10 protein-coding genes are annotated in these 19,011 nt (G+C 67.4%); 7 read left to right on the top strand and 3 right to left on the bottom strand.

Annotated elements, in window-relative coordinates:
- Positions 1 to 101: 101 nt before the first annotated feature.
- The 5 genes from ABZ909_RS12380 to ABZ909_RS12360 are packed head-to-tail and all read left to right on the top strand — an operon-like array spanning position 102 to position 13,527.
- Entirely contained in the window at positions 102 to 8,723 is an 8,622-nt protein-coding gene (locus tag ABZ909_RS12380; protein WP_356998171.1) for an SDR family NAD(P)-dependent oxidoreductase, read from the top strand.
- A 40-nt stretch (positions 8,724 to 8,763) separates the two neighbouring features.
- Positions 8,764 to 10,329: an NAD(P)/FAD-dependent oxidoreductase gene (locus ABZ909_RS12375; protein WP_356998169.1), complete on the top strand. Its 1,566-nt coding sequence runs from the start codon at positions 8,764 to 8,766 to the stop codon at positions 10,327 to 10,329.
- Between the two features lie 46 nt (positions 10,330 to 10,375).
- On the top strand, positions 10,376 to 11,293 hold the full coding sequence (locus ABZ909_RS12370; protein ID WP_356998167.1) for an SDR family oxidoreductase: 918 nt from the start codon (positions 10,376 to 10,378) through the stop codon (positions 11,291 to 11,293).
- Position 11,294: 1 nt separating this feature from the next.
- Positions 11,295 to 13,058 carry a long-chain-acyl-CoA synthetase gene (locus ABZ909_RS12365; protein WP_356998166.1) on the top strand — a complete coding sequence of 588 codons (1,764 nt, stop codon included), beginning with the start codon at positions 11,295 to 11,297 and terminating at the stop codon, positions 13,056 to 13,058.
- Positions 13,048 to 13,527 (top strand): PaaI family thioesterase, encoded by a 480-nt coding sequence (locus ABZ909_RS12360; protein WP_356998164.1) that lies wholly within the window; start codon positions 13,048 to 13,050, stop codon positions 13,525 to 13,527. The genes ABZ909_RS12365 and ABZ909_RS12360 overlap by 11 nt, the downstream gene beginning before the upstream one ends.
- A 54-nt stretch (positions 13,528 to 13,581) precedes the next feature.
- Here ABZ909_RS12360 and ABZ909_RS12355 read toward each other — a convergent pair whose 3' ends face one another.
- Together ABZ909_RS12355 and ABZ909_RS12350 are read right to left on the bottom strand one after the other, a co-directional pair.
- Positions 13,582 to 14,361 carry an alpha/beta fold hydrolase gene (locus tag ABZ909_RS12355; RefSeq protein WP_356998162.1) on the bottom strand — a complete coding sequence of 260 codons (780 nt, stop codon included), beginning with the start codon at positions 14,359 to 14,361 and terminating at the stop codon, positions 13,582 to 13,584.
- A complete protein-coding gene (locus ABZ909_RS12350) occupies positions 14,358 to 15,977 on the bottom strand; it encodes an MFS transporter (RefSeq protein ID WP_356998160.1) in 1,620 nt (539 codons plus the stop codon). The genes ABZ909_RS12355 and ABZ909_RS12350 overlap by 4 nt, the downstream gene beginning before the upstream one ends.
- A gap of 98 nt (positions 15,978 to 16,075) precedes the next feature.
- Between ABZ909_RS12350 and ABZ909_RS12345 the strand changes: the two genes are divergently transcribed.
- The gene (locus ABZ909_RS12345; RefSeq protein WP_356998158.1) at positions 16,076 to 16,684 is read left to right on the top strand and encodes a helix-turn-helix domain-containing protein; all 609 of its coding nucleotides are present in this window, start codon (positions 16,076 to 16,078) and stop codon (positions 16,682 to 16,684) included.
- Entirely contained in the window at positions 16,642 to 18,207 is a 1,566-nt protein-coding gene (locus ABZ909_RS12340) for an FAD-dependent oxidoreductase (protein WP_356998156.1), read from the top strand. The genes ABZ909_RS12345 and ABZ909_RS12340 overlap by 43 nt, the downstream gene beginning before the upstream one ends.
- Before the next feature lie 43 nt (positions 18,208 to 18,250).
- On the opposite strand, the gene ABZ909_RS12335 is transcribed toward ABZ909_RS12340, so the two are convergent.
- Positions 18,251 to 18,682 carry an SRPBCC family protein gene (locus ABZ909_RS12335; protein WP_356998154.1) on the bottom strand — a complete coding sequence of 144 codons (432 nt, stop codon included), beginning with the start codon at positions 18,680 to 18,682 and terminating at the stop codon, positions 18,251 to 18,253.
- Between the last annotated feature and the right edge of the window lie 329 nt (positions 18,683 to 19,011).

The raw sequence follows: 19,011 nt of genomic DNA, 5'->3' as shown, positions 1-19,011 counted from the left end.
TCCCACCCGATCGGGGGGATGTATCGCCGAAATTATCCACATATGATTTCCATGGAAGCGAGTCGTGAATTCGAACGACTTGTGGGGCGGAAAGCTGCTCTATGGGAATCATCTCCCTGGGCGCGCGTTCTGGGAGACGAATCGTCGTCGATGACGAGTGCAATGAACAATGTTGTGCGTGCAGTCGATCGATTTCTTGTTATAAACGAGGTTATGTGATGAATGCTGTCCACAGCTCCCCGATTGATTCCGTGCCGACCGGGCTAGAAGGCAAGCCGACCGGGTCAGAAGGCAAGCCGGCCGGGCACGAAGGCATAGCGGTCGTGGGGATCGGATGCCGATTCCCGGGGCAGGTTCGCAATGTGGATGACTTCTGGCGACTGCTGGTCGAGGAACGGGACGCGGTGCGCGAGGTCCCGGCGGATCGTTGGAACGCCACCGCCTTCTACGACCACGATGCCGGGCGGCCCGGACATATGCGCACGCACACGGGCGGGTATCTCGACGATGTGTCGTCGTTCGACGCGCAGTTCTTCGGCATCACACCGACCGAGGCCGCGCGGATCGATCCGCAGCAGCGACTGTTCCTGGAGACCACCTGGGAGGCCCTGCAGGACGCGGGCATAGTCCCCGAGGCCATCGCAGGCGAGAAGGTGGCGGTGTACGCCGGCGTCTCCGGTCACGACTACGGCATCATCCAGCTCAATCCCGAGAACCGGTATCAGATCGGCGGTCACACCATGACCGGCGTGACGAACTGCATTGTGGCCAACCGTGTTTCGTACCTGCTGGATCTGCGCGGTCCGAGTATGACGGTGGACACCGCGTGCTCGTCCTCGCTGGTCGCGATTCACCTGGCGATCCGCAGCATCCGATCGGGCGAGGCAACGATGGCGATCGTCGGCGGCGTCAGCACCCTGCTGCTGCCCGAGGCCACCATCGGATTCAGCCAGGGGACATTCCTGTCGCCCGAGGGGCGCTGCCAGTCGTTCAGCCGTACCGGTGACGGCTACATCCGCAGTGAGGGCTCGGGCACGATCGTGCTCAAGCCGCTGTCGGCGGCCGTCGCCGACGGCGACCGCATCTACGCGGTGCTGCGCGGCAGCGCGACCAATCAGGACGGCCGCACCAATGGCATCTCGGTGCCGAGCGAGGACGCGCAGGCGCAAATGATCATGGACGCCTGCCGCGACGCGGGCGTCGCACCGACCGACATCGGATATATCGAAGCACACGGGACGGGAACCGCCGTCGGCGATCCGATCGAGGCGCGCGCGTTGGGCAAGGTGCTGGGCGCGGGCCGCAACGGGCAGGGGCCCTGCATTGTCGGCGCGGTGAAGTCGAATGTCGGCCACCTCGAGTCGGCCGCCGGCATGGTCGGTATCGTCAAGGCCTGCCTGGTCGTCAAGAATGGTGAGATCCCCGCGAATCTGTATGCGGCGGAGCCGAATCCGAAGATCCCGTTCGACGAGCTGGGGCTGCGGCTCGCCCAGACCCGAGAGTCGTGGCCGACGGCCGGGCCGCGCTTCGCGGGTGTGAATTCGTTCGGCTTCGGCGGATCCAACGCACACGTGGTCCTGGAGGGCCCGCCGGTTGTCGCATCGAATACGGATTCAGTTGCACCGCAGAGTAATTCGGTCGAGAGCGCGGTCGATGAGCCAGTGCTGTTCACCCTCAGCGCCAAAACCAAGGACGCGTTGCACGCCTACGCCGATACCTACGCCGATTTCCTGGCCGATCCCGAGACCGCGGCCGCGCTCCCGGCGGTCGCCGCCGCGCAGGCCCGCACCCGTTCACACTACGACCAGCGGCTGGCCATGGTGTGCTCGTCCGCGAATGAACTGCGAGATGCCCTGCGCGCCTTGGCCAGAGGGTCGGAGCCCGACGAGTTGCATACCGGTGTGCGGACCTCCGGCACGGCGAATGTGGCCTTCGTGTTCTCCGGCCAGGGTCCGCAGTGGTGGGGCATGGCGCGCGAACTGCTGGCCCAGAGCCCGGTCTTCCGCGAGGTGATCGAGCGCGTCGACGCCGAACTGCGCAAGCATGCCGACTGGAGCGTGCTCGAGGAACTCGGCCGGGACGAAGCCGACAGCCGGATAGGGGAGACCTTCATCGCACAGCCGGCGGTGTTCGCGGTACAGCTCGGCCTCGCCACGCTCTGGCAGAGCTGGGGCATCACCCCCGCGGCCGTGGTCGGTCACAGCATCGGCGAGGTCGCCGCCGCGTGCGTCTCGGGCGCACTCTCGTTCGAGGACGCGGTCCGAGTCATCTTCCACCGCAGCCGGGTTCAGCAGCGGGCGTCGGGCAAGGGCAAGATGCTGGCGGTCGGCCTGCCGTATCACGCCGCGGAGCAGCGCATCACCGCCTATCGCGGTCGGGTCGAGGTCGCGGCGCTCAACGGCCCCGAATCGACCGCGCTGGCAGGCGATCCCGACGCGCTCGAAGAGATTCAGCGCGAGCTGGAGCAGGACCGAATCTTCTGCCGCATGCTCCAGGTGGCGGTGGCGTTCCACAGCCACCACATGGATCCGCTGCACGACGAGCTGCTGGCCTCCCTGTCCGGCATCACCTCGGGTGCGGCGACGGTTCCGATGTATTCGACGGTCACCGGCGACATCGTGCCGACCGGTGGACTCGATGCCCAGTACTGGTGGCGCAATATCCGCGAACCCGTCCGGTTCGCGCCCACCGTCGATCGCCTCATCGAGGATCAGCACCTGACCTTCGTCGAGCTCGGCCCGCACCCCATCCACTCGACCGCCATCGGCGAGCTGCTGGCCAAGCGGCAGGTGCGGGGTGTCGCGGTGCCGTCGCTGCATCGCAAGCAGAGCGACCGCGCGACCCTGCTGGGCTCGCTGGCCGCCCTGTATGTCGCCGGTTTCGACCCGGCGTGGGAGACGGTCTTCGAGGCCGGCGGCGAGCGCGTGCCGGTGCCGTTCTACCCCTGGCAGCGCGAAACCTATTGGCTGGAAACGCCGTTGTCGCGCGGCAAGCGCTTCCCGTCGGTGGGGCATCCGCTCGTCGGGACCCGCACTCCCGCCGCGGACGAGCCGGACAAGCATGTCTGGGAACTGGTCATGGACACGGCGGTGTTTCCGTGGCTCGATGACCATCGCGTCCAGGGGCCCATCGTGTTCCCCGGCGCGGGCCACCTCGATCTCATCGTCGGCTGCCTGACCGATGTGTTCGGTCCGGACCGCTATTCGATCGAGAATGTCGAATTCCGCCGCCCGCTCTTCATTTTCGACGATCGCCCGGCCCCGCTGGTCCAGGTGGTGCTGACCCCGTCGCTGCACTTCGGGGTGTACAGCCTGCAGGACGGCGACAAGGACTGGGTGCTGCACTCGTCGGGCACGGTGCGCCGCGGCGCCCCCGACACCGAATTGCCGGTGCCCTTCGCCGAACTCGACGCGCACTGCCCGCTCGAGTTCGATCCCGCGAAGGTCTTCGCGAAGTTCCGCAACAACGGCCTGATGCTGGGCCCGACCTTCCGTGCGATCACCGAGCTGAAATACGGCGAGCTCCGCTCGCTCGGGCGGATAGACACTCCGGAAGCCATCGCCGATGAGGCGTCGCGGCACATGATTCATCCGGCGTTGCTCGATGCCTGCTTCCAATCGCTGTCCATCGCGATGGGCAACGATCCCAACACCGACGACAAGACGCTCTATATTCCATTCGACGTCAAGCGATTCAGCTTCCACGCCAAGGCCGGGAAGCGCGTGTACTGCTACGGGCAGGCCAATATCCTCGACGACCCCCTCTACTGCGAGGGCAATCTGTGGCTGCTCAACGAGGACGGCTCGCTGGTGGCCCACTTCGAGGGGTTCAAGGGCAAATCCATCACCCAGCCCGCCGGGGAGCGCGAGTCCCTGCTGCAATGGCTCTACGAGTATCGGTGGCGCCCGGCCCCGGTGCGCGTGAAGACGCTGCTGCCGGCCGATTTCGTGCCCGGGGAAGCCGAACTGGCGGCGGCCGTCGACCCGATCCTCGACGAGGTGCGCGACTGGTCGCTCAACCGCGAGTACTACGCCACGACCGAAGCGGAGATGGACCGGCTCTGCATCGCGTACGTGACCGAGGCCTTCCATCGGCTGGGCTTCGACTTCACTCCGGGGCGGGCCGTCACCCTCGACGCGATCGCCGGTGAGCTGGGAGTGCACGAGAAGCACCGGAACTACCTCGCCCGACTGCTGGAACTGCTGACCCGGCACGGGATTACGAGCCGGGACGGCGACGACTGGCGACCGGAGATCGTCCCCGACCGGGTCGACACCGTAGCGGCGCTGGCCCTGCTGCGTGAGCGGCATCCCGAATGCGAGTCCGAGTACGCGGTACTGGAACGCTGCGGTAGCGAAGTGGCCGCCGTCCTGCGCGACGAGATCAATCCGATCGAACTCATCTTCCCCGAGAGCGAGTACCAATCGGTCGTCGATCTGTACGAGACCTCGTTCTCGTTCGAGCGCTGCAATCGCACGGTCGCCGAGGTGGTCGCGCAGGCGGTGCGGGCGCTGCCGGGCGATCGGCCCATCCGGGTGCTGGAGATCGGTGCGGGCACGGCCGGTACCACCGGCTGGATCCTGAAGGAGCTTCCGGCCGACCGCGCGGAGTACGTGTTCACCGATATCGGACAGCTGTTCCTGAACAAGGCGCGACAGCGGTTCACCGAGTTCGACTTCGTCGACTATCGCATCCTCGATATCGAACACGACGTCGCGGAGCAGGGTTTCGACTCGCACTACTACGACATCGTCGTGGCGGCGAATGTCCTGCACGCCACCGAGAATCTGCGCGCCACCCTCGGCAATGTCGAGCAGCTGCTCACCTCGGGCGGGCTCATGCTGGTCGTCGAGGAGACCAATCCGCCGCACTGGGTCGATCTCACCTTCGGTATGACCGACGGCTGGTGGCGTTTCGCCGACCGCGACCTGCGGCCGAGCTATCCGCTGCTCTCCGAGGCGAACTGGCGGGAGTTCCTGCCCACCGCGGGCTTCGAGTGCGTCCAGATCTTCTCCGATATGACGAGCCCGGAGCAGACCGGCTGTTCGGTGATCGCCGCGCGGGCGCCGCGAGTCGATCTCGAACCCCATCAGCCGCGCATCGAACCCGGCCCCTGGGTCGTGCTCGCCGATGCCGACGGCGTCGGCGAAGAGTATCTCGCGGTGCTCGGTGAAGCCGCCGAAGGCAGCGTGATCGTCACTCGCGCAGCGGCTTTCGAAAGGATCGGCGACCATGCCTACGGGGTGGACCCGACCAGCAACGCCGATCTGCGGCGGGTGCTCGAGCGGGTCCGCGCGGACCACGGCACCGTGGCCGGTGTACTGCACCTGTGGAATCTGGACTTCGCGGGGACCGAGCTCACGACCGAGCTGCTGCCGCGGGTGGAGTCCGAGGGCGCCTACAGTGTGATCGCCCTGGCGCAAGCGGTCGAACAGCTGGATTGGGCTGTGCCGCCGCGGTTCTGGGTGGCGACGGCCAGCGGCCCGGTCGTCGATCCGGCCGATCGCACCGCGCCGTCGCAGCTGCCCAGCTGGGGCATTCTGCGGGTGCTGCTCAGCGAGCACAGCAGCCTGCGGGCCAAGATCATCGACTTCGATCCGGCCGCCCCGGCCCGCACCCGCGCGGCCGAGCTGTTCGACGAGCTGCTGCACGTGCGCACGGCGGAGGAAGAGATCGCCTATCGCGGCGGCGTCCGCTTCGCCGACCGCTTCGAGCACCTCTCGCTCGCCGAGTTCGAGGCCTCGGTCGCGACCCCGGTGCGGGGGTCGGACGAAACCCCGTTCGCGCTGACCGTTCCCCTCGAGCCCGGAATCGATGAACTGCGCTACGAGCGACTGACCCTGCCGGCCCTGGGACCGAACGATGTCGCCATCCGGCCCACCGCTACCGGTCTGAACTTCCGCGACATCATGTTGACCCTCGGGGTGCTCTCGGAGGGCGCGACGTCCGGCGGGTTCTACGAGAAGAACCTCGGTGTGGAATGCGCCGGTGTCATCACCGACGTCGGGTCCGAGGTGACCGGGCTCGCCGTCGGCGACCGCGTGATCGCCTTCGCCCGTGGCTGTTTCGGCTCCCGGGTCGTCACCGACGCACAACAGGTCTACCCGGCGCCGGGCAATCTGTCGGACACCGACGCCGCGACGCTGCCGATGGCCTACCTGACCGCGTGGTACGCGCTGGTGGACGTGGGCCGGTTGCGGCGGGGCGAGCGGGTGCTGGTGCACGCGGCCGCCGGTGGCGTCGGTCTGGCCGCCGTCCACATCGCGCAACGGCTCGGCGCAACGGTTCTCGCCACCGCGGGCAGCCCGGAGAAGCGGACCTACCTGAGCTCCCTGGGCGTGGAGGAGGTCTTCGACTCCCGTTCGCTGGCCTTCGCGGACGAGATCCGGGCGCGCTACGACGGGGTCGATATCGTGCTGAATTCCCTGCAGGGCGAAACGATTCCGAAGAGTCTCGAGCTGCTGCGCCCGCACGGCCGGTTCGTCGAGATCGGTAAGAAGGACATCTACGACAACTACAAGCTCGGTCTGAAGCCGTTCGGCAACAACCTGAGCTACTCGGCCGTCGATATCGACCGCATGCTGCTGGAGGTCCCGGCCCGGTGCCGCGAGGCCATGACCGAGGTCCTCGAGCACGTCACCGCGGGCACACTGCCCCCGCTGCCGCACACCGATTTCGGGGCCGCGGAGGTGGATTCGGCGTTCCGGTTCATGGCGGGCGCCAAGCAGATCGGCAAGGTGGTCGTCGAATTCGATTCCGACGCAGAGGTTCTGGTCTATCCGACCGCGACCGGTGACGAAGGCGTCGATCCCCGGGGCGCCTACCTGATCACCGGCGGCTACACCGGTTTCGGCCTGCGCACCGCGCAATGGCTGGCGGACAAGGGCGCTCGCACCATCGTGCTCGTCGGACGCCGGGCGCAGATCGACGACGAGAACGAGCAGCCGATCGCGGCGCTGCGCGAAGCGGGCGTCGAGGTGGTACTCGAACGCGCCGACGTCTCGGTCGAGGCCGAGGTCAAAGATCTGCTCGAGCGGATCTCGTCGCTGCCGCCGCTGCGCGGGATCTACCACGCCGCCATGGTCATCGCGGACGGCCCGCTGGCCACCATGTCCGAGGAACAGTTTCTGCGGGCGGTGCGGCCGAAGGTCGACGGCGCCTGGCATCTGCACAACCTCACCCGCGACCTGGCCCTGGACGCGTTCGTGATGTTCTCCTCGATGAGCTGGAACGTCGGCACGCCCGGACAGTCCAATTACGCTGCGGCGAACGGGTTCCTGGACGCGCTGGCCGTGCATCGCCGCCAGCTCGGCCTGCCCGCTCTGACGGTCAACTGGGGCGCCATCGGCGAGGTCGGGTTCGTCGCGCGCACCAAGCTCGACACGCTGTCCTGGTTGGGGTGGACGCCGATCTCACCCGACCTGGCTCTCGATTTCATCGGCCGCTGCCTGGTGCAGGGCGTCGGCCGCGCCAGCGTGTTCGGCGTGAACTGGGCGAAGATGAATCAGGTCATGCCGATCGTGCGGAGCTCGCCGCGGCTCGCCCACCTCGCGACGCAGGAAACGGCCGGCGTCACGGCCGGGTTCGGCACCGAGGGTCTGCGTGCCGAACTGTTCGAACTCCCCGAAGACGAGCGGCTGCCGCGGCTGGTAACCGCACTCTCGCAACAGATTTCGCGGATCTTCGACATGCCGGTCGATCGCCTCGCCCAGGACGTCGGCCTGACCGATCTGGGCATGGATTCGCTGATGGCGGGCCAGATCCGCAATATGCTGGCCAAGCACCTGGAGATCGACTTCCCGACCATGGGCCTGATGCGCGGCCCGACGATCACCGAACTCTCCGGCGAGGTGCTCGCGCTGGTCTCCGGCGAAACCACCGGTGTCGCACCGGCATCGGCGGCGCAGGCCGCCGGTCCGGAACGGTGGATCCGCACCGTCATCGGCCGCTCCAACACCGCCTCGACGCGATTGTTCGCGCTGCCGTTCGTCGGTGGTGGCGCCTCGGTCTTCACCCCGTGGCCCGGTAACCTGCCGGACTCGGTCGAGGTGGTGGGAATTCAGTTCCCGGGCCGCGAGGACCGACTCGACGATGTGCCGATCGATTCGATGCCGGAGTTCGTCGCGGAGCTGGCCGAGGCCATGCTGCCGCACCTGGACCGCACCTTCGTGGTCTACGGGCACAGCATGGGCGGGCTGCTCGCCTACGAGCTCACCCGATACCTCGAACAGCACTACAACGAGGTGCCGATGAAGCTGATCATCGGTGGCTGGCCGGCCCCGGCACTGGTCGAGAACTATGTGCGCAACCTGAATCACATTCGCGACGGCTTCGAGTTGGAAGCCGAATCCGACAGCCGCGTGCTCGCGGTGCTGCGGGACAACCAGTTGCTGGACATCCCCGTCGAGGACGAAGCCGCGATCCTGCACTGGATGCCGTCGATCCGGGCGGACTTGAAGATGCTGGGCGACTACCGCTTCAGCAACGGTTACACACTGCGCGCCCCGATCTCGGTGCTGCGCGGCGCCGATGATCCGGTCTTCGAACTGGACCAGCTACAGGGCTGGGGCAAGTTGACGAGCGGCGGGTTCTCCCTCACCACCGTCCCCGGCGGCCACCTGTTCATCCAGAACCCGGACCCGGAGGTCATGCGCACCATCGCGCAGGAGCTGTCGGCCGAGGACGCCTTCCCGAGTTTCACGAGTCTGGTCGACGGGCACTGAGCCGGTCCGCGGCCCAACAGCTTTGAACGGAGAGGAAATCATGAATCCGGCGAAACGCTACGACGTCGTGATCTGCGGTGGCGGCCTGGCAGGGCTGACGCTGTCCAGACAGCTGCTGCGCGCCATGCCCGATCTCAGCGTGCTGGTGCTGGAACGCAGCGGCGGCGAAATCCCCGACGGGGCCTACAAGGTGGGTGAGGCGACTGTCGAGGGAGGTGCGCACTACTTCAGCGAACAGCTCGGCCTGACCGGGTATCTCAACCGGCGGCATCTGCACAAGCTCGGACTGCGGATGTTCTTCGGCGATGCCTTCGGGCCGCTCGAAGCGCGACCCGAACTGGGGGCGCGGCGGTTCCCGCGCGTGACGTCGTATCAGATCGACCGCGGCCGATTCGAACGCGATCTGCGCGAGGGCGCGGGCGGACTCGGGATCGATCTGGTCGAGCAGGCGAAGGTTCTCGACATCGACGTGTCGACCGCCGACGACGACCATCTCGTGCAGTTCGCGGTGGCCGACGGGAGCGAGCAGACCGTGCGGGCGCGGTTCGTCGTCGACGCGTCCGGTCGCCAGCGACTGCTGCAGCGCAAGCTCGGCCTGAGCGCCCCGAGCCCGCACAAGATCAGTGCGGCCTGGTGGCGCTTCCGGGGCGAATACGATGTCGAACGGATGACCGGCACCACGGACCCGACGTGGCGACCGCCCACCCAAGAGCGCCGGTGGTTCTCGACCAATCACCTGATGGGCACCGGGTATTGGGTTTGGATGATCCCGCTGTCCTCGGGGAACACCAGCATCGGGATCGTCACCGACGAGAACATCCATCCCTTCCGCGGCTACGGGACGGAAAAGAAGGCGCGGCAATGGATTTCCGAGCACGAGCCGACACTGGCATCGTTCATCGAAGGGGCCGAGCCGATCGACTTCCTGCAGGTGCGCAATGCGAGCTATGCCTCCGAGCAGATCTTCTCGCACCATCGGTGGGCCTGCGTCGGTGAGGCGGGCGTCTTCCTGGACGCCTTCTACAGCCCGGGCTCGGACTACATCGCCTACACCAACACCATCACCACGCGCCTGATCGAACTCGATCGCAAGGGCCGGTTGACCCCCGAGGTCGCCCAGACCTTCAACCGGCTGATGCTCGACGACATGTGGCCGAACTACCTCGGGATGTACCACCAGAACTACTCCATCTTCGGCAGTGCGCCCGCCATGTTCACCAAGGTGATGTGGGATACCTCGTTCTACTGGGCGCTGCCCTCGCAGTTGCTGTTCCGGGAATTGCTCGGCAACGAGGAGGCGGCGGCCGAATTCCATCCCATAGCAACCCGATTCAAGGGCATCCAGGCCCGCATGCAGGCGAATCTGCGCGCCTTCGGGGCGCAGGCCGCGCAGCCGGACAAGTACCTGTTCGTGGAATACAGCAAGGTGCCGATCTGCGCGCAATTGCACCTGGACCTGCTCACCGAGAAGACCGCCGACCAGACGTTCCGGGATATGCGGCGCAATGTCGACCGGCTGGAGGCGTGGGCGGAGTCGTTCGAGCAGGAGGTCGCCAAGCGGTTCGACCTGCCCGAGCGCGAGCCCGTCGCGGCCGTCGCCGAGTGACCGCGGTCGGAACGAACACGGTCGAAATGAAGGAAAGGAGCCGAAGGTGAAGCAGTTCGAGGACCGGGTGGCGATCATCACCGGTGGCAGTCGCGGTATCGGAAAGGCCCTGGCCCTGGCCCTGGCCGAGCAGGGCGCGTCGATTGTCATCGGCGCGAAGACGATGGAGGCCGGCGGGCGGTTGGCGGGCAGTGTGCCGGACACGGTCCGGGAGGTCGAAGCGCGCGGCGCGCAGGCCCTGGGACTGCGGTGCGATGTGCGCAACGAGGCGGATCTGAAGAATCTGGTCGATCGGACGGTGGAGCGTTTCGGCCGGGTGGACATCCTGGTCAACAATGCCGGTGCGATGTGGCTGCAATCGGTCGAGGGCACCCCGCACAAGCGATACGACCTGGTGATGGCCATCAATGCCCGGGCGCCGTTTCTCCTTGCGCACCACTGCCTTCCGCACATGCGGCAGGGCGGTTGGGGTCACATCGTCAACCTGAGCCCGCCGCTGGATCCCGAAGGGATACAGCACATGGGCGGCAAGGTGGCGTACATGTCGTCGAAACTCAATGCCACCCTGCTGACCCTGGGTCTGGGGAAAGAGGTTGCGGCGGAGGGGATCGCCTGCAACACGATTTGGACGCGCACGCTGATCGGGACGCTGGCGACTCAGAATCTCGGCATCGGCAGCCCGGCGGACTGGCGTACCGAGGACATCGTCGTCGACGCCATTATGGCTGTGTTGGAACAGGATCCGGCGAAATTCACCGGCAATGCGCTGATCGACGACGAGATCCTGGCCCGGTTCAAGGGCATCGAGGATCTGTCGCGCTACCAGTTCGTGCCCGGTACCGAGCCGACGCCGATGACCTGGGAGCGCTGGGATCTCGTCGCCGAGGTGGCCCAGCAGATGTACTTCGCCGCCATGGCTTCGGCCGACCGGGCGAAGGCAGTGCCGCAGCCCGAGGGCGTCTAGCGTGCCGTCCCACCGACTCGGGTCGTACGCGATTCTCGCCCGGGGTCTGCTCGAGGGCGCCGGGTCCCACCGGACCCTGGCGCTCGAGCTCGAGCGGCGCGCCCGCACGCAGCCGACGCGGACCTTCCTGCTGTACGAGGATCAGCGCTTCGACTATGCGCGGGCCAATCGCATCGTCAACAGCATTGCGCACGCGTATCGGGCCAGCGGCCTGGCGCAGGGCGATGTCCTCGCCCTGGTCATGGAGAACCGGCCGGAATTCCTCTGGCATTACCTGGCGGCCGGCAAGCTCGGAATCGTTGTGGCGCTTGTCAATACGCAGGCCAGAGGCGACGGGCTCGCGCATGCGCTGGCGGTGTGCGGCGCCGGCCGGGTGATCGTCGGTTCGGAATGCCTGCCCGCGTTCCTGGCGATGGGGGACCGGCTGTCGCACGAGTTGGCCGAGCGGTGCATGGTCGACTGTGAGCCCGGTGTAACAGACAGTGGCACATCGGGCTTCGCAGAATTCATGCCGAGCGAGATGGTCACCGATCCGGTCGAAACCGCCCGGCGCGCGCTCGGGGACACGGGCGCCTACGTTTTCACCAGCGGAACGTCCGGGCTCCCCAAAGCCGCCGTCATGAGCTACCAGCGGCTGACCACCGTCGGCCGGGTGCTCGGCGCTCTGGCATGGCGTTTCGAACCCGGGGACGTGGTGTACAACTGCCTTCCCCTGTTCCACACCCACGCCCTGGTGATCTCGCTGGCCAGCGTCCTCACGCACGGATCCACCCTGGCGCTCGGCCGTCGATTCTCCGCGGGCGGGTTCTGGCGAGACATTCGGCGTTACGAGGCAACAGGTTTCAACTACATCGGTGAAATGTGCCGGTATCTTGTCAATACCCCGGCGGGTGCGGATGACCATCGGCACCGGGTGCGGGTGGCCGTCGGCCAAGGGCTGCAGTCCGACGTCTGGGGGAGACTCCAGGACCGTTTCGCGATACCGCGGATAGTCGAAATGTACGCCTCCACCGAGGGAAATATCGCCACGCTCAATCTGTCGGGGACGGTCGGGTCGGTCGGTAAGTTGCGGCTCGGCGGCAAACTCGCCAAATGGGACTTCGAGCTGGACGATTTCGTGCGGGACAAGGGACGCCTGGTGCTGTGCGGGCCGGGGGACGTCGGTGTACTGCTCGGCCCGATCCGCGCGCGCACCCCGTTCGCGGGCTATCGGGATACCGAGGCCACCCGCGCGAAAGTGCTCACGAATGCCTTCCGCGACGGAGACGCGTTGTTCAACACCGGCGACGCGTTCCGCCTGGACGAGCGAAAGAACCTGTTCTTCGTGGATCGACTGGGTGACACCTTCCGCAACAAGGGCGAGAACGTCTCGACCACCGAGGTGGCCGAACAGCTCGCGCGCTGGCCCGGGATCGCCGCCGCCAGTGTCTACGGCGTCACCGTCCCCGGTCGCGAGGGCCGGGTCGGCATGGCGGCCATCGTGCTCGGCGAGGGTGCCCGATTCGACGGTGCGGCCCTGGCCGCGCACCTCGACGCGGCCTTGCCGACCTACGCACAACCGGTCTTCATTCGGGTACGGTCGACACTGGAAACCACAGCGACACTGAAGCTTTCCAAGCTGACACTCCAGCGCGAGGGGTTCGCGCCACGGAAGGGGGAACCCATCTATATCCGTGATGGCGCAGAGCCTGCCTACACCGAACTCACGCGAGAGCGCTATCTGCACATCGTTCGAGGCGAGACAGGAGCCGTCCATGGCCAATGAAACCGTCATCAAGGGGCACGAGGAGATCGTGAAATACGCGATCGCGGCCTTCGACCAGCTCCCGGTCCCGCCCGGCATCGAGCTGAAGCTGCCGCCGCCCTCGACCACTACCCTGGGGCTGAACTACGAGGAATTCGTTCCAGGCCAATCGATCTCGGCGACGGTCGAGATTCCCGCGAAGTACGGCAATGTCATGGGCATGCTCCAGGGCGGCTTTCTCGCCGCCATGTTCGACGACCTCATGGCGCCGCTCAGCTACCTGACCGCGAAGAACCCGACCACGAGCATGGACCTGACGACGCATTTCCTGCGCCCGGTCTTCGTCGGTGAACACCTGACATTGACCGCTACCATCCGCAAGCCCGGGCAGACGGCGATCTACATCGCGGCGGAGGCCCACAACGGGAACGGCAAGCTGACGGCGACGGCGATCTCCACCATCCAGGTCATCCAGTTGCCGAGACCCTGACCTCCGATGGTCGGTGCGGCGCCGATTCATCGGTGCCGCACCGTCTTTCGGCGGTCATCGACTGCGGTGTTCCGCCGCCGTCAGGAAGGTCTCCAGCACCGCGTTGAATCCCGGCGCACGTTGGACCGCATGCCCGGCACCGGGCAAGCGGACTCGCCGCCCGCCGATCCGGGTGGCGATGGCATCGCACAGCACCTCGATCGCCGGGTTGTGATCTCCGGAGACGACCAGCGCCGGTATGCGCGCCTCGACGATCCGATCGAACCGGGGGTTCGCCTCACTCGGGGAACGAAAGTCACGGGCCAGCCGCATGGCTTGCCGCATGTCGTCGTCCGCCGCCTCGAGCAGCTTCCGATCGATGCCCGCCATGGCGAAGAATTCTCGGTCCGTCCGGGCATCGTGCGCGCCGGTGGCGAAGCGATCGGCGAGGGCCGCCAGTCCGCGGACCGATGCGTCCGCGCGGGCGACCGTCCAGAGCGGTACCTCGATCAAGGTCAGGGACCGGACCTGTACCGGCCGGCGCCCGGCCGCCACACACATGCCCAAGCCGCCGTAAGAGAATCCGACGAGATGTGCTCCGCCAGGGACGGTCTCGATGAGCCGCGCCAGGTCGTCGGCATCGACGAGGAAGTCCTGCCGGCGCGCGGCGGGACTCGGTGAGAAGCCCCGTCGGCTCGGGATCAGCAGCGACCAGGCCGCCGACAGTTCCCGCTGGCGGGCCCAGGACTGGCGCGCGGGCAGCCCGCCGTGAACGAGCACGACGGGCGGGCCGGTCCCGGACCTGCGGACGAACAGCGGCGCGGTGACCGGTTCGGCCGGTCGTCCCGGCGTCATGACAGGCCCACCTCGGAACCCACGGGCGCCGTGGCCTTCCAGGCCGACGGCCGTTCCCGGGGTGTGGCGCGGGGCAACCACAGCATTGCGATCACCGCCGCGATCGCCGAGACCACGGCGCTGATCACCATGGTGACCTGCATCGCGGTGAGGAACGAGCTGTGCGCGGCGGCGACCAATTCCGGTGCCCGGCGGGAGAATTCGGCCAGCTCGGCCGGCTGGTACCCGTGCGCTCCGGTCTGCGCCTGCCCCATGGCGAGCAAGGTCGATCCGAGCGAGTTACCGGCCTCGGCCCGCGCGGGCTCGGGCAGGATGTCGATCCGCGCGCCCAATCGGTCCCGGTACACCGTCCCGAGCGAGGACCCCAGCACGGCCACCCCGAGCGCGGTTCCCAACTGCCGGAAGGTGTTCGCCAGCGCCGAGCCGGCGCCGGACCGATCGCCCGGCACCACCGACAGCGCCGCCGCCATCGACGGCGCCAGCGTCGCGCCGAAACCGAGACCGGCGACGAACTGCAGCACCGCGAACACCCACATGCTGGTGTGCGCGCCGAGCAGCGTGAACCCGATGCACCCGGCGCACAGGGCGATCGCGCCCGCGGCGACCACGGCCGCCGAGCCGAACCGGGCCACCAGGACATCGCTGCGCTGGCCCGTGAGCGCCGCGCCCACCGCCACCGGCAACATCAGCAGCCCCGACGCCAACGGCGAGAAGCCGCGCAGGATCTGCACATAGAACACCAGGACGAAGCTGGCGCCGTTGACCGCGAAGAAGGTCGTCGACATGGTGGCGGCCCCGGCGGCGAACTTCTTGGTACGCAACAACATCAGATCCAGCGCCGGGTTCGCCGCCCGCCGCGAGTGCCACCCCAGTGCCGCCAGGAGCAGCACGCTGACCGCGATCGGGCCGAGCACCTGTGCGCGCAGCCAGCCCCCGGGCTCGCCGCCGCCGATGACGCCGTACACCAGCAGCCCGACTCCGGCGATCGACAGGCCCACCCCCGCGATGTCCAAGCGCCCCGGCCGCGGATCCTTGGTATTGGGGACCAGCAGGAAGATCGCGATCACGGCCAGCACCGCCAGCGGCACATTGACCAGCATCGCCGATCCCCACCAGAACGTACCGACCAGGGCCCCGCCGATCACCGGGCCACAGGCGATGCCGATGCCGTTGGCCACCGACCACAGCCCGATTGCCTTGGCGCGCTCGGCCGGTGGGAACGCGGTGGTGATCACCGCCATGCTGCAGCCGGGCACCACGGCCGCACCGATACCCATCAGGGCCCGCCACAGCGTCAACTGTGCGGTGTCGGCGGACCATGCGCCCGCGGTGGACACCACGGCGAAAAACACCATGCCGCAGATCAATACGGTGCGGCGGCCGAAGCGGTCGCCCAGGACGCCTGTGCTGAACATCAGCGCGGCGTAGGTGAGGGTGTACGCGTCCAGCGCCCACTGCAGCTGCGCATTGGTCGCCGAAAGCGACTGCTGAATCGATTTCAACGCGACGACGAGAATCGTGTTGTCCATGACGACGATGAACATGCAGAACGACATCACCGCCAGCACCGCCCAGCGGCGTGGATGCGCCCGAAGTGTCGTGTCGGTTTCGGTCATGGGTGACTCCTCGTCTCGGCCGAGGCCGTGCACGACACGGTTACCTTGGACATCCAAGGTAAGGAAGCTACCTTTTTCTGTCAAGGTAATATCGGGCGGTGGCCACGCGAATCCGGCGCAACCCCGACGATGCCAAGCGGATGATCCTCGAAGCGGCGAGCCGGCTGCTCGCCTCGGGCGGTCCGGCCGCCGTGCAGGTGCGCGCCGTCGCCACCGAGATCGGCGTCACCGATGCCGCGATCAACCACCACTTCGGCACCCGCGACCAGTTATTGGAAGCACTGCTGCGCTTCGGCGGAGCCACCCTGCGGGCCGAGCTGCACGCCGTGCTGGAGACCTGGAACGAAGGCCCGGTCGATCCCGCCGGTTTGGTGCAGGCGCTGCACCGGCTGTATGCCGGGGGTTATGCCGAATTGGCGCTCGCGCTGAACCGGTCCGGCTGGCGCGATTCCCGCAGCGGAATGCTCAACGAGGTCGTCGACCGGTTGTATGCCCGGGCGCGGCAGGAGTGCGCGGCCGCCGGTCGGAAGTCGCCGTCCCGCAAGGACATCCAGCTGACCGTGGCCGCCCTGCACCAGGCCATGGTGATGGAACCACTGTTCGGGGACGAGTTCCGTCGCAGCGCCGGACTGGAAGCGACCGCGTCCGATCCCATGATCGACTGGTGGATTCGGACCCTGCGCGCGACCGTCGCCGGATCTCGGTAGCCGACATCCGAAAACCCTGCGCCACCGTCGGCGTCATCAGGTGCACCTTCTCGACGATCAGGCCGACACTGTCGATCGCCGACGCGGCCGGTACGGGGTCGGCGGCTCGTGACGCTCGTAACGTGTGGGGCATGGGCGAATGCGTGGTGATCATCGGCGGGGATGCTGCGGGAATGGCGGCGGCGTCACAGGCGCGCAGGTTGAAGAGCGCGGAGGAGCTCGAGATCGTCGTTTTCGAGCGAGGGCACTTCACCTCGTACTCGGCGTGCGGGATTCCGTACTGGGTGGGCGGAGACGTCGGTGACCTGGACGATCTCATCGCGCGGACGCCCGCCGAGCATCGGGCGCGCGGTATCGATCTGCGGCTGCGGACCGAAGTGGTGGAGATCGATGTCGCCGGGCGGCGGGTGCGGTCTCGCGAGCTCGACACCGGTCGGGAGAGCTGGACCGGCTACGACAAGCTCGTGATCGCCACCGGCGCGACGCCGATCCGGCCCGCGCTGCCGGGCATCGATGCGGCCGGGGTGCACGGGGTGCAGACACTCGATGACGGGCAAGCCCTCATCGGCACCCTCGAGTCGATCGCGGGACGGCGTGCGGTGGTGGTGGGCGCGGGGTATATCGGCGTGGAGATGGCGGAGGCGCTGATCCAGCGGGGATTCCAGGTCACCATGCTCAACCGCGGCGCCGAGCCCATGTCCACCCTCGATCCCGATATGCGTGTGCTGATCCGGAAGGCCATGCAGGGCATGGGGATTCAGGTCATCGGCAATACGGAGCCGACGGCCGTCCACACCGATGCGCAGGGCCGGGTCGCCGGCGTCGCCACGGCTGACGGCGAATACCCCGCCGATGTGGTGGTTCTCGGTATCGGCGTCCGCCCCGCCACCGACCTCGCCCGCGCGGCCGGTCTCCCGCTGGGAGAGTCCGGCGGTCTGCTCACCGATCTCGCCATGCGGGTGCGCGGGCACGAGAACATCTGGGCGGGAGGCGATTGCGTGGAGGTGCTCGACCTCGTCTCCGGCTCCGAACGTCACATTCCCCTCGGTACACACGCCAACAAGCACGGCCAGATCATCGGTTCGGGCGTCGGCGGCGACTACGCCGTCTTCCCCGGCGTGGTGGGCACCGCGGTCAGCAAGGTGTGCGACCTGGAGGTCGCCCGCACCGGCCTGCGCGAGCGCGACGCCCACGCGGTCGGACTGCAATTCGTCACCGTCACCATCGAATCCACCAGTCGCTCCGGCTATTTCCCCGGCACCGCACCCATGACGGTGAAAATGCTCGCCGAACGCCGCACCGGTCGCCTGCTCGGTGTCCAGATCGTCGGCCGTGAAGGGGCGGGCAAGCGTATCGACATCGCCGCCGTGGCTCTCACCGCTCGCCTCACCGTCGACCAGATCGTCGCCCTCGACCTCGGCTACGCCCCGCCCTTCTCCCCGGTCTGGGACCCCATCCAGGTCGCCGCCCGCAAGGCCGTCACCGCGGTCCGCCGCGACGCCATGGACGGGAATCGAACGTAGTAACCCGAACTCTCGGGTCGTAACCGTGCCGTTCTGCGCGGGGTCAGCCGTAGAGCTGGACGAAGCGGTCGAGGGAGCGTTCGACGTCGCCGCGGAGGGCGCGGGCCACGGCCGAGCCGATGGGGCCGAAGAGAGGCGCGCCGCCGAGGTTGAAGTCGACGGTGACCTTGGAGCCGGTGGGGTTGGGGGCGACGCGGAGTTCGATACCGAATTTGGTGCCGCCGATACCGGAACCGTTGAGGACCAAGCGGTTCGGGGGTTCAGCGGTTTCGACGATCCAGGTGACGCGGTTGCGGAAGCCTTTGACGGTGGCGACGCCGATGAGGCGGGTCCCGGGAGTGAGCGTGTTGGGGACAGGGCCGCGCCAGCCCTCGTGGAGGGTGAGCCATTTGTCGAGTTCTGCCAGGTCGGAGGCGTGCGACCAGGCCTTCTCGGGCGGGATCGGGACGTCTACGGAGACCTTGAGCTTAGCCACGATCCAGATGGTATCTGTTACATGATGTAGCTCTAACGGTGGCGTTCGTATGCAGGCGCAGGTGCGGCCCGACCGCGCGCGGAGGCGCAACCGGGTGGATAGACTGCGGTATGCCTCGGTTCCGTGCACCAATCCGCCTGTCCGGCAGTCGGAACGGGTGGGACGCGGTGGAAATCGATCGGCATCCCGTGCAAGGCCGGGCGCGATGACGACGGCACGTGAAGTTCCCGATCCGTGGTCTGGGTCGCGCAGCGCTCCGCACTGGGTTCCCTCCCGCGGACTGGCCAACGGGCTGAACGCGCATTCCTGGGGAGTCCTCGCCGACTTGG

Source organism: Nocardia sp. NPDC046763, from assembly GCF_040645495.1.
GTDB lineage: Bacteria > Actinomycetota > Actinomycetes > Mycobacteriales > Mycobacteriaceae > Nocardia.
This window is presented reverse-complemented; position numbering and strand designations above follow the sequence as displayed.